We start from the raw sequence: 13,230 nt of genomic DNA, 5'->3' as shown, positions 1-13,230 counted from the left end.
GCTGCACCGATAGCCGCCTATAGTGGCATCGCCCTTCCCTTCCTGCTGTTATGCCAGACAGCGTCAGCCACCCTGCTGGCGCTGCCTGACAAACGGTTCCCGCCCGGCTGGTACACGAAAAGGATTTCGTTATGAAGACACACTGGATGACCACCGCGGCCGCTCTGGCGACTGCACTGCTGCTGTCGGCCTGCGGCGGCGGACGAGATGCCGACCATACGATCACCGTCGCGGCCAACCCCGTACCGCATGGCGAAGTGCTCGAACAGACGCGCCCGATCCTGAAGGCTCAGGGCTATGAGCTGGATATCAAGGTGGTCAACGATTACATCGTGCCGAACACCGCGCTGGCCAACGACGACGTCGATGCCAACTTCTTCCAGCACGAGCCTTACATGAACACGGTCATCCACGTCGAGCACAAGGGTGATCCCAAGTACGATTTCGTCAAAGCCGGCGGCTATCTGCTGGCCCCTATCGGCATCTACTCCAAACACTATAAGCGCCTGCAGGACCTGCCTGACGGTGCCAAGGTGCTGATGCGCAATGCGGTGGCCGATGAAGGTCGTGTGCTGGCCATCTTCCAGCGTGAGGGTCTGATTAAGCTCAACCCGAACGTACCGATTGTGTCTGCTAGTGTGGCCGACATCATCGACAATCCAAAACACCTCGACTTCCGCCCCAACATCGAAGCCTCCATGCTGCCCGCGATGTACCGCAACGATGAAGGCGATGCCATCGTCATCAACGCCAATTTCGCGCTGGGGGCGGGCCTTGATCCGGTCCACGATCCAATCGCCGTCGAGGCGTCCAACAATAACCCTTATATCAATATCGTAGCGGTGCGCCGCGGCCACGAACACGATCCGAAGGTTGAAGCGCTGCTGGGTGCACTACGCGACCCGAAGGTGCAACAGTTCGTGATCGACAAATACAAAGGCGCAATAATCCCGGTCAATGACTAAGGTAATGATAACGTTATAACCATTAGTCGCTTGTCCTCACGGCTAATCGTTATATGATCTGCTCAATACTGCGCACTGCCCTCTGCGCTCAGGACACGTTTCTCAGGAGAACATTGATGAAAAAGACATTGATCGCCACTGCGGCCGCATTGACCGCTGCTCTTGCCCTGACGGCTTGCGGCGGCAAGAAAGATGACCCGCATACGCTGACCCTCGCAGCGACGCCGGTACCGCACGCTGAGATCCTCGAACAGGCCAAACCGCTGCTGAAAGCCGAAGGCTATGACCTCGACATCAAGGTGGTGCAGGATTACGTGATTCCGAACACCGCACTGGCCAATGATGACGTCGATGCCAACTATTCGCAGCACCTGCCCTACATGGATACGGTCATCGCAGAGCACAAAGGCGATCCGAAGTACGATTTCGTCAATGCAGGGGCCATTCACCTCGAACCGATCGGCATCTACTCCAAAAAATACAAAAGCCTGAACGATCTGCCGGAAGGCGCCAAAATTCTGATGCGTAACACAGTATCGGATGAAGGCCGTACGCTGGCTATCTTCCAACAGGCCGGTCTGATCAAGCTGAAACCGGGCATTCCGGTCGTGTCTACTCGTGTTGCCGACATCATCGACAACCCGAAACACCTCGACTTCCGCCCGAACATCGAAGCCTCCATGCTGCCGACCATGTACCGCAACGATGAAGGCGATGCTGTTGTCATCAATGCCAACTTCGCACTGGGTGCGGGCCTTGATCCGGTCCACGATCCGATTGCCATCGAAAGCCCGGACAACAACCCCTACGTGAATATCATTACCGTTCACCGCGGCCATGAACACGATCCGAAGATCGAAGCGCTGGTCAAAGTGCTGCGTTCTCCGGAAATCCAGCAGTTCATCCGCGACAAGTACAAAGGCGCAGTGATCCCGGTCAACAACTGATTCAACCGGTGCGTATGCTGTGCTGACAAAGAAAGCCCGTATGCTTGTGCATACGGGCTTTCTTCATATCACGATAAAGGCGTAGCCGTTATGGCATAAGGTTCAGAGCCGGGTCATGCCGTCGACGTGGATGGAGCGCTTGAAGACCGATGGCAGCACGCCAAACTGCTTGTGGAAGGCGGCCGAGAAGTGGCTGGCATTGGCATAGCCGAGATCGGAAGCCACCGTCATGACAGAGACGTTATCGCACAGTAGCCGACGCCGCGCTTCTTGCATCCGCTCCGCTTGGAACAGCCCATAGACACTGTTATTAAACATTGAGCGGAACCCTTTCTTCACCTTCAAAACACTCAGCCCGGTTTCGCGCGCCAGATCGGTGATCGTAGGGGCTTTGGTTAGATCAGACAGCAACAGTGCCTTGGCCTTCATCAGCTTCTGGCGGTCAGGCTGCCGCAGCGGGCAATCGACACAGCGATCGATCTCCATATGCTTTTCGAGCATCAGGCTCAGCATCACCAGACTTTGCCCTTTCTGCCACATCGTGGCCAATGCATCGCCACCACGCTCGTCGGCATTGATCAAGGCATTCCACAGCATCTGTGCAGCACCGTGTATTTCAGCGCTGTGATTATTACGCTGACAATAGCCGTATGATATTTCACATTGCTGAAGAATATCGTTTACATTAGGAACACATTGTTTCAATACAACAGGGTCGATGGATAAGGTGATACTTTCAAAAATGCCCTCGTAAAAGGCTTTACCACGACAGCCCGAAGTATGACTTATATAAAACGTGCCGGTTTCTAATACACATTCATTATTGCTACGTCGCATATCAGGAATGATGCGAGATTTCCCATTGAGAATGCAGCTGAAGTTGATACGTCCGGAGTCGTCATAGAGATAGAATTCGCGCGGGGAGGACAGATGGGTGCGCCATAAGATCAGCTCCATCCCTTCCTGAACGGGGTAGCGGCGCAGCATGTACTGGGCATCGTGATCTAGCTGGGGGACGGGCTGCCCGTCCAGCAGGCGACTGATGGCAATGTCATCGGTGAGGTGACGCTCCCTCATAACGGCTGTCGCTCCGCATAACAGGGTTCAGCACCGATACGGATATTTAAAATACCCTTTGGGGTAGATGGATTCTTACCATGCATTACTCTGTCGCGGTTATATCCGACACCGCCCTCTGTTCGCTGGGAGAGAGTTCATGCTACTACACCCCAAACTCAGGGCACAATATAAGCGCAATGATATAAAGTCGCGTTCGCTATGGCATATAATGGCGCCCGTACATGTGCCCATTGTCACAGCGATGACAATTTCCGGCGTGGCGGCTCTGGCGTCTTTGGGAGCGCTGATCTGTTTGGCTTGGATCGTTCATTCACTCGCGATATCCCCGCAGTGGTTTCCAATATTCCCCTTCTGCTGCTGCCTAGCAGCGACCGTGGCAACCTATCTGCTGCGACTGACCGCCTTCACCGTTTCCCATGATGCCGCCTTCCAGTTGGAAGCGGGGCTACGCACTTCGCTCGCCCAAAAACTTATGAGGCTATCGCTCTCAGATGTACGTGCCCTCGGTACGGGCACGCTCTCTAATGTCATGCAAGAGGACGTGAGATCCCTGCATGCCTTCGTCGCCGACAGCACGCCGCTGTATGCGCGAGCGATCGTTATGCCGATAGCCACGTTTCTGGTAGCGGCCTACTGTGACTGGCGATTGGCCTGCGGCATGCTGAGCGTGTTGCTGCTGGGCGGGAGCGTTATGTACTGGGCGAGATGCCACGGCGATATGGGCCATCAGTACGGCCAAGCACGCGAACGCGTCAGTGCTGCGATTATCGAATTCATGCAGGCCATGCCCGTCGTGCGCATGTTCGACGGCGGCTCGTCCAGCTTCGTCAGCTATCAGCGTGCGCTAAAGGCGTGGCGAGACGTGCTGACCCGTTGGTACCGAGAAGCCTCCTGCTCTGCTCGGCTGTCGTTTGCACTGATCGGCCCCCTGCCGACCCTGCTGGTGCTGGTCTGGCTGGGCCATGGTCTGGCCGCACAGGGAACCCTGCGCCCTTTTGCATGGGTGACCGTGCTACTGATCGGCAGCGGGATGGCCGAGGCGGTGATGCCGATGATCGCCCTTCAGCAACTGGTGAAACACACACGTCTATGCGCGCTGCGTATCCAGCGCCTGCTGGCACAGCAAGAGCAGCCGCAGCCCGTGCAGCCGCGGTTTCCTGCCGATGCCAGCGTGAGGTTCCAACATGTCAGCTACCGTTACCCGGGCACGTCCGGAGACACGGCACTAACCGACATTGATTTCTATGCCCCAGCCGACTCAATGACAGCACTGGTAGGCACTTCCGGGGCGGGCAAGAGCACGGCTATGCGGCTACTCTGCCGTTTCGCAGACACCACAGAAGGGAGCATTACGCTCGGCGGCATCGACGTTCGCGCCATGACCACCGATACCCTAATGCAGCAGATCGCCTACGTTGCGCAGGATACCTTTCTGTTCGCCGATACTGTGGCAGCCAACATCAGCGTGGGTGTACCCAATGCAACGCGAGACGACATTATCGCGGCCGCTCGCCTGGCCTGCGCCCACGAGTTCATTGAAAAGCTACCCAACGGCTATGACACCGTAGTAAGCGAAAAAGGCTCCTCGCTGTCGGGCGGTCAGCGTCAGCGACTTGCCGTAGCCCGTGCCCTTCTCCAACAACGCCCGCTGATGGTGCTCGATGAAGCCACCGCCTTTCTGGACAGCACCAGCGAAGCCGCGCTGATGGCATCGCTGCGTACCGCGCGGCACAGCAGGACGATCCTCTTTATTACCCACAAACCCACAATCGCGGCCCAAGCCGATCATGTTCTGTTCTTCACAGAAGGACGGATCGTCGCACAGGGAACGCATGCCGTTCTGCTCGCGACCGTACCCGACTATGCGACACTGTGGGCGACCGCCAACAGTGTCCGCGGTTCTCAGTCATGACTCACGCGGAGATGGACGAGACGGATTGCTGATCCGCCCGCCATGACGAATATGCACACCCTTTTGCTGCCTTCTCGGCTACTGACGCTGTACCGCCACCTGCGACTGGCCGTCGGCCCGGCCGCCTCTCGACTGACCCGCTCACTGGTGGCGCTGCTGCTGGCAGCCATACTGCAAGGCATCGCGTTTTCGTGCCTGTACCCGATCGTGGCCATCATCATTAATAACCAGCCCATTGCGGGCATGCGGGTTCCTGCCACCGTGATGACAATCACCGGCCTGCTGTCGCTGGCTTTGCGTTGGTACGGCCAGGGGTTCGAGTACGCGGGTCATCTTGCTAACGCCACTTATGCCCTACGGCTGAGGCTCGGCGAGAAACTGCGCAGCATCTCTTTGGAAGCGCTGCAGCAAACGCGGGCGGGCGAAATGAACGCCGTGCTGCTCGGCAGCATCGACGAGCACTTCAACTACGTCATTGCTATTGCCAACACCGCCTTCACCTCGATCGCCACTCCACTCACCGTGACGGCCATCACCGCTGTCATCAATGTGCCTTTGGCACTTGCCCTACTGGTGATGTTTCCGTTGATGGCACTGCTGAACCACTGGCAGCGTCCGATGAAGCGACGCCACATCGGCGAGCTAGTGCAGGCCAATGAAAGGCTCAGCGGGGACATCGTCGAATTCGTGCAGGGGCTAGAAACGCTTCGCTTCTGTGGCGAGGAAGAGGCGCGTTACGCCGCCATTCGTGACCGCTGTCACGCCTTTAAGCAGCTCCAGCAGCGCCTGCACCGCGGTGGCGCTAATGCCACACTGCTCACCTCTAGCGCCATCGAACTGAGCCTGCTCAGTGTGGTGTGCCTCGGTGTGCTGTGGGTGATATCGGGATCGCTGGCCTTGCCCGCGCTGATGACCGCCATGATCATCATCAGCCGCTTTTCCGAGCCAATGGCAAGTTTCATTAGCCAAGCAGTGGTGCTAGAGCTGCTGTCCTCAACGCTGCTCCACCTTCAGCGTCTGCTCGATACGCCCGCCCTTCCCGTACTGCCCGGCGCCGCAGCGCCCAATTCATTTGAGGTGATCTTCGACCAGGTGACGTTCCGCTACGCACAGGCTCCGCACGATGCCGTTAACGCGCTGTCAGCCCACTTCGAAAGCGGGCGTACCAGTGCGGTGGTCGGGGCCTCCGGCGCGGGCAAAAGCACTGTCGCTAAGCTGCTTCAGCGCTACGCTGATCCGCAGCACGGCACGATCAGGATCGGCGGTGTTGATATCCGCACTCTGCCTGCGCAGCAGCTGAACCGTTACATTTCGGTGGTCTTTCAGGACGTCTTTCTGTTCAACGAAACCGTGCTGGCCAACCTATGGATGGCGCGCCCTGAGGCATCACGGGAAGAGGTGCAGGAGGCGGCACGACAGGCGCAGTGCCTTGAGGTAATCGAACGGCTGCCCGATGGCTGGCAAACACACATCGAAAATGCGGGTGTCACACTGTCGGGCGGCGAACGTCAGCGTCTGTCGATCGCCCGAGCACTACTGAAAGACACTCCCATCGTGGTGCTGGACGAACCAACGGCTTCACTCGACATGGAAAGCGAGCACGCGGTTCAGCGTGCGCTGGAACGACTGGCCGAAGGGCGTACGGTGGTACTGATCACCCACCGCCTAGCAACGCTGATGGCCGCGGATACGGTCTATTTCATGCAACAAGGCACCGTCACCGACCATGGGGCGCACACCGAACTGATGGCGCGCAATGCCGCCTACCGCGCGCTCTGGAGTGAAAGCACCAACTGAAGCGACGCCGCGTATATTCCCCTTAGCGATACCTCCCATCTTTCTGCCCTGACGCGCCTGCGTCGGGGCTTTCGCACGCACCCATATTCAAAAATTCCTTAATGATGAAAGGGTTATAAATACCAAATAGAGCATAAGCCAACCCTTTTCGGGTAGCTTACAAATGATAATGAATATTATTCTCATAAAAGAAAATACTGTCATTCATCGCGTGACACCGTACCCACACGGCGCTCGATCTGGCTGATAACGCTTATTGCTTCATGTCGTTCCGGCGTCATGAGCCGTCGCAGGCCAGCGTCAGGAGGACTCATGGCATCAGATACCTTTTCTTCTTCCTTTTCAGCACTCGATACGGACTACCAGCAGCTTCGCCAGCGTACCGCCGCGGCGCTGGGCATGGCGCTCAACGATGTAAGCCCGACAGACAATCTGCTACAGCTAGGGCTGGATTCGATGCAACTGATGCAGTTGATGCACTGGTTCCGCCAGCGCGGCTATCGCATTGCGCTAAAAGCGCTGTATCAGCAACCATGCCTTGCGCAGTGGCACACACTGATGGAACACCATGCGGAGGAGCACGCGGCTACGCCCCGCTCTTCATCCACCGCCGGCCCTTGTATGACCGACGGTACGCCCTTCCCGCTGACGCCCGTGCAGCACGCTTATCTGATCGGCAGAACGCCGGGGCAACCTCTCGGGGGCGTTGGCTGTCATCTCTATCAAGAGTTTGACGGCCATGGCCTGACGGCAGCACGTCTTGACCAAGCGCTGGCGGTGCTGATAGCTCGCCACCCGATGCTGCACGTTGCCTTCCGGGCCGATGGGCAGCAGTACTACCGGCCGCAGCCCTTTTGGAACGGCACCACGGTGCATGATCTGCGCCATACCTGCGATGACGCACGTGACACTTACCTAGCGGCCCTTCGCCAGCAATTGGGGCACCGCCGCCTCGACGTCGAGCAGGGCGAGACCTTCGACTTCCAGCTATCGCTGCTACCCGACGGTGCACATCGGCTGCACGTTAACATCGACCTGCTGATCATGGATGCCTCCAGCTTCACGCTGTTCTTCGATGAACTCAGCACGCTGCTGGCGGGCGGCACTCTCTTGCCCCGCCCAGCAGACTACGATTTCCGCAGCTACCTACATCACTATAAAGCCACCTACGCAGCCGCTATCGAGCAGGCCAAAGCCTATTGGCTCGATAAGTGCGAGACCCTGCCACTGGCACCGCAGCTGCCTCTGGCATGTGATCCGGCAACCCTGCCGGACGTGCGCATCACTCGACGACGCCATCACGTGTCGCCGTCCGCATGGGAAGCCTTTGTCCAGCAGACGCGTGCCCTCGGCGTAACACCTACCATGGCCCTTGCCACTTGCTTTGCCGCCGTGCTGGCACGCTGGAGCGGCCAATCCCGCCTGCTACTGAACCTGACAATCTTCGATCGACTGCCCTTGCATGACGCCGTGGAAGGCATGCTGGCCGACTTCACCAACATTCTGCCGCTGGACATGGACTGCCACGGTAGTCCGCTGGCGGCACTGATTCAGCACAACCAGCAGACGTTCGCCAGCGACCGCGAACACAGCGCATGGTCCGGGGTCGATCTGCTGCGCGAACTCAAGAAACGGCAGCGCCATCCACACGGTGCGCCCGTGGTCTTTACCAGTAATCTAGGCTCGTCGCTGTACGCCACTCACGATGACGCGCCGCTGGGCGAACCAGCATGGGGCATTTCGCAGACACCACAGGTGTGGCTTGACCATTTGGCCTTCGAGCACCGTGGCGAGGTGATACTGCAATGGGACAGTAATGAAGCGCTCTTCCCTACGGGGATGGTCGCCACGCTGTTCGACGCCTATACAGGGCTGGTCGACCAGCTGTGCCGAAACGCTTCGGCTTGGACGGCCCCCGTACCGGAACTGATGCCGGAAGCCCAGCGAGCGGTAAGGATGCGGGTCAACGCAACGCAAGGCCCAGTTCCTAAAGGACTTCTTCACCAGCGCATTCTGGATCAAGCTCAGCGTTCGCCCTCCGCGACGGCTGTAATTTCGGCACAGCAGTGCTGGTCCTACGCCGAGTTGGTGGATCGCGCCCAGCGCTGTGCCCAAGCGCTGGTGACGCGTGGCGTGACACCGGGCGATACCGTGGCGATCAGCATGCCAAAAGGCCCAGGCCAAGTTGTAGCGGTGTTGGGTACGCTGCTGGCGGGGGGCGTTTACGTGCCCGTGGCCGCTGACCAGCCGCTCGCTCGCCGCAACCGCATCTATCACGATGCGCATGTGCGTGTGGTGCTGGTCTGCGCGGATCACCCGCTCGCCGTAGGTGACAATATTCCGTGTGTAAGCTGGCAAGACACTTGGCACAGTGCGCCGCTGCCATCCCTCAAAACCGATGTTTCCCCCCTCTCTCCGGCTTACATCATCTACACCTCAGGGTCGACGGGCGTACCCAAAGGGGTCGTGGTCGCCCACCGCAGTGCATTGAACACCTGCATCGACATCAACCATCGCTACCACGTTGGCCCGCACGACCGTGTGCTGGCGCTGTCAGCACTGCACTTCGATCTGTCGGTTTACGACCTGTTTGGCGTATTAGGTGCAGGTGGTGCACTGGTAATGACGGATGAACACCAGCGCCGCGACCCTGATGCGTGGTGCACGCTGATCGAACGGCACGGGATAACACTCTGGAACAGCGTTCCCGCACTGTTCGATATGCTGATGACATGGTGCGAAGGCTTCGGCAATACTGTTCCGGCCCGCCTGCGCACCGTCATGCTGTCGGGCGACTGGATAGACCGGGCGCTGCCGGCACGCTATCGAGCCTTCAACCCTGACGGTCAGTTCGTTGCCATGGGGGGCGCAACAGAAGCGTCGATCTGGTCGAATGCCTTTGACGTCACTACGCTGCCCAGCGACTGGCGCACCATTCCGTATGGCTTTCCGCTGACCAATCAGTGCTATCGGGTCGTCGATACCCTTGAGCGTGACTGCCCAGACGATGTGCCCGGAGAGCTGTGGATCGGGGGAATCGGCGTAGCCGAAGGCTATTACCTTGACCCCGAGCGCAGCGCGGCGCAGTTCATAACGCGTCAGGGAAAACGCTGGTATCGCACAGGCGATATGGGATGCTACTGGCCCGACGGCACGCTGGTCTTTCTGGGGCGGCGCGATACACAGGTCAAAGTCGGTGGATACCGCATAGAACTTGGTGAGATTGATGCAGCATTGGCACGCATTCCCGGCGTGGCACGCGGCGTCACGGTGGCACTGGGCGAACAGGAAAAGACGCTGGCGGCCTTCGCCGTGGCCGAAGGAGAGGCATTGTCAGTGCCGCTGTATCGTCACACAGCGCTGCCCGACCACTATGCCGCCTTATTGCCGACACCGCTTGATGCCTCCTCGAACGCCGAGCTTCCCGACAACGAACTGCGCTGGGTCACCGCGTTTCTGTCCCACCATATTCATCATCATCTTGATGGACAGCACCTGTCCCCGTGCACAGCCGAGCAGCTCATCGCTCACAATGGACTAGCGCCGCACTGGGCTCCGGTATTGGATCACTGGCTGCACCTGCTGGATGCCCAGCATGCTGGCAAGGCTGACACGCGCTCGAAAGCTCATACAGAACAGTACACTCGCATTGCAGCAGGCGTGGATGCCCAACGTCGAGAGGCCACGACCACCGCTCACCATGCCCGATTACGCCAGATTATGCGGGAAGAACGCTCGGCACTGGAACTGCTGAACGATCCGGTATGGTCGCCGGAAGCGCTGGCCTTGCGTTCCCCCTGCTCCGCTCGATATCAGCAGGAGCTGACGCACCTCATCACAACGCTGGCGGAACGCCTAGAACGCCCCGTTCGTGTGATTGAAGTGGGTGCCCGTAGCGCGCGGGCAGCGGTGGAGCTGCTGACCCCGCTGACCGCAGATCAGATTGACTATGTCGGGCTGGAAGATTCCAGCGAACTGGCCCGGCAGGCTAATGAACGCCTTACCGCATGGCCGCATGCCCGCGTGGAACACACGACAAGCCATGCTCCCGCCGCGCTTGCCCATACCGCTGATATCGTATGGAGCCACAATGCCTTGCACCGACTGCTGCCGAACAACCCGGCGCTGCTGGCACAACTCGATACGCTGGCCGCTCCCGGCGGTCTGATCTACCTCACGGAATACACACGGCTGCCCGCGCTGGCGCTGCTGAGTACGTTGCTGCTTTCACCGGATCATCCCGAACAGCACCTGTGCTCTAAGGCCGCTTGGCAGACACGCTTTGCCGCGACGCGTCTGGAATGGCAGCACAGTGAAGAAGACGCCGGTCAGCTGCGTGTCATGCTGCGTGCACCGTCGTCTTGCGTCGTTCCAAGCACGGAGCGCCTCAAAGAAGCACTGGCTGCACAGCTTCCCCCTTACATGGTACCCAGCCAGCTGCATTTTCTGGATGCACTGCCACTAACGGCCAACGGCAAAATTGATCGGCGTGCACTGATGGCGCAAGCAGGCACGACGACGGACGAAACATCATCACTGCGCCCTCAGGGCGATGTGGAATGTTATGTTGCTCGCCTGTGGCAAGCGTGGCTGGCACTGCCCAGCGTCAGCCGCGACACCGACTTTTTCTTGCACGGCGGGGACAGTCTAATGGCGACCCGCCTGATCGGTGAACTGCATCAAGCAGGCTATCGGGCCACGCTGGCCGCACTGTTCAATGCACCGACACTGGCGGGTTTCGCCGCCACGCTTGAGAGTTCGGAGCAGGCAGTGCTGCCGCCGCTCCAGAGTGATCCTGATCACCGCGACCAGCCGTTCCCGCTCACGGAGGTTCAGCAGGCCTATCTAGTCGGACGTCAGCCCGGGCTGGTACTTAGCGGTGTAGGTGCACACTTCTTCGTCGAATTCAGCGTACAGGACTTGGACGTCGGGCGACTGGAGCGGGCATGGAATGCCTTGATCGCACGCCACGACATGCTGCGGGCCGTGATACGCGATCAGCAGCAGTGCATTCTGACCGAGGTGCCACACTACACCGTTGCCCAGCACTATCTGTCCACGGAACAGGACATCACCTCGCTGCGAGAAACGCTGTCGCATCAAGTGATCGACCCGACCCAGTGGCCGACGTTTGACTTACAGGTCGGCCTGCATCCGAGACAGCCCGCTCGACTTTGGCTCTGCCTCGACAACCTGTTTTTAGACGGTCTTAGCATGCAGTTGCTGCTGTCCGAGCTGGAACAGTGCTACCAGCAACCAGAACGACAGCGCCCAGCACCGCCACTGTCGTTTCGCGACTACCGGATGGCGCTGGCCGATCAGCCACTGAATCAGAACTCGATCGCCTACTGGCAGCAACGCCTCGATACCCTGCCGGATGCACCTCAACTACCGCTCAAAGCGCGTCCGGACAGCATTGGTGCTCCTCACTTCGTGCGCTTGAAAGGCGCACTCGACGCGGACGACTGGACTGCACTCAAGGCGCGCGCCGCACAGCATCGATTGACACCCTCGGCGCTGCTACTGACCGCCTACGCATCAGTGCTGTCAGCGTGGAGCGAGCGACAAGTGTTCACCCTCAATCTGACACTGTTCGACCGCCAGCCGCTTCACCCGCAGATCAACCAAATTTTGGGCGATTTCACCTCGCTCATGCTGCTGGAATGGCACCCTCACGGCGACTGGCAGGACAGTGCAGAAGCGCTGCAGCGACAGCTGCGCCGCGACCTAGAACACCGCGATGTCTCTGCACTGTGGGTGATGCGCCAACGCGCGCAGCGCCTTGGACTGCCTGCCACACCGATGCCTGTGGTGTTCACCAGCGCATTGGGCTTTGCCCACGACAACTTCCTCGCGCAGCACTCTTGGCTCAAGGCCGAATGGGGTATCTCTCAGACACCGCAGGTCTGGCTCGACAATCAGGTCTACGAGTCGGAGGGCGAACTTCGCTTTCACTGGGATGCCGTAGAAGCGCTGTTCGACAAGACGCTACTGAACACCATGTTCGAACAGTTCCAGACCCTGCTGAGACAGCTAAGTCGGGATGAGAACGCGTGGACCCACTCCTTGGCGCGGCTCATTCCTCGTCGGAACTCCCCGCGGCAGCCAACCTTCGCGACCAACGTACCGTCCCCTAGCGATGCCCGCGCCACACAGCCTTCTTCACCTTCACCTGCGCAGGCCGATGCCGTGGCGCTTATCCGTTCAGCGTTTCAGCACGTGGTGGGGCATCCCATCGACGTTCGGCAGCACTTCTTTGAAGCAGGAGCAAACTCGTTGAGCCTCGTTCAATTGCATATCCATTTACAGCAACAGGCGTTTCCGTCGCTGACCCTGCTCGACCTGTTCAGCTGGACATCACCGTATGCGCTGGCTCAGCACGTCATACAGGACACGGAAAAACAGTCGCCCGCGCCCGACTCGCGCCGCGAACGCCACCTGATGCAGCGTCAGCGCCGCCACAAGCGTTCGCCATGAGCGATGCCCTTGTTCACCGTCACAGCGCCCTCTCTTCTTTCAATGACACAGG

General features: G+C 59.1%; 6 protein-coding genes. 5 read left to right on the top strand and 1 reads right to left on the bottom strand.

Features of this window, described 5'->3' with window-relative positions; genetic code table 11:
- The first annotated feature begins 131 nt into the window (after positions 1-131).
- On the top strand, positions 132-965 hold the full coding sequence (locus ZBT109_RS03825; protein WP_120185327.1) for a MetQ/NlpA family ABC transporter substrate-binding protein: 834 nt from the start codon (positions 132-134) through the stop codon (positions 963-965).
- 116 nt (positions 966-1,081) lie between these two features.
- The gene (locus ZBT109_RS03820) at positions 1,082-1,912 is read left to right on the top strand and encodes a MetQ/NlpA family ABC transporter substrate-binding protein (protein WP_027706243.1); all 831 of its coding nucleotides are present in this window, start codon (positions 1,082-1,084) and stop codon (positions 1,910-1,912) included.
- A gap of 102 nt (positions 1,913-2,014) precedes the next feature.
- Here ZBT109_RS03820 and ZBT109_RS03815 read toward each other — a convergent pair whose 3' ends face one another.
- Positions 2,015-2,989, bottom strand: a complete 975-nt coding sequence (locus ZBT109_RS03815) for a helix-turn-helix transcriptional regulator (protein WP_027706242.1) — start codon at positions 2,987-2,989, stop codon at positions 2,015-2,017.
- A 226-nt stretch (positions 2,990-3,215) separates the two neighbouring features.
- Here ZBT109_RS03815 and ZBT109_RS03810 point away from each other — a divergent pair, with 226 nt between their 5' ends.
- The 3 genes from ZBT109_RS03810 (at position 3,216) to ZBT109_RS03800 (ending at position 13,178) form a co-directional block, all read left to right on the top strand.
- Positions 3,216-4,904 carry an ABC transporter ATP-binding protein gene (locus tag ZBT109_RS03810; RefSeq protein WP_169734034.1) on the top strand — a complete coding sequence of 563 codons (1,689 nt, stop codon included), beginning with the start codon at positions 3,216-3,218 and terminating at the stop codon, positions 4,902-4,904.
- A 42-nt stretch (positions 4,905-4,946) separates the two neighbouring features.
- A complete protein-coding gene (locus tag ZBT109_RS03805; protein ID WP_084261954.1) occupies positions 4,947-6,701 on the top strand; it encodes an ABC transporter ATP-binding protein in 1,755 nt (584 codons plus the stop codon).
- A 312-nt stretch (positions 6,702-7,013) separates the two neighbouring features.
- Positions 7,014-13,178: a non-ribosomal peptide synthetase gene (locus ZBT109_RS03800; RefSeq protein ID WP_051524219.1), complete on the top strand. Its 6,165-nt coding sequence runs from the start codon at positions 7,014-7,016 to the stop codon at positions 13,176-13,178.
- Positions 13,179-13,230 lie beyond the last annotated feature (52 nt).

Source organism: Zymobacter palmae, assembly GCF_003610015.1.
Taxonomy (GTDB): Bacteria; Pseudomonadota; Gammaproteobacteria; order Pseudomonadales; family Halomonadaceae; genus Zymobacter; species Zymobacter palmae.
The sequence above is the reverse complement of the archived record's forward strand: the minus strand, read 5'-3'. Positions and strand labels throughout refer to the sequence as shown.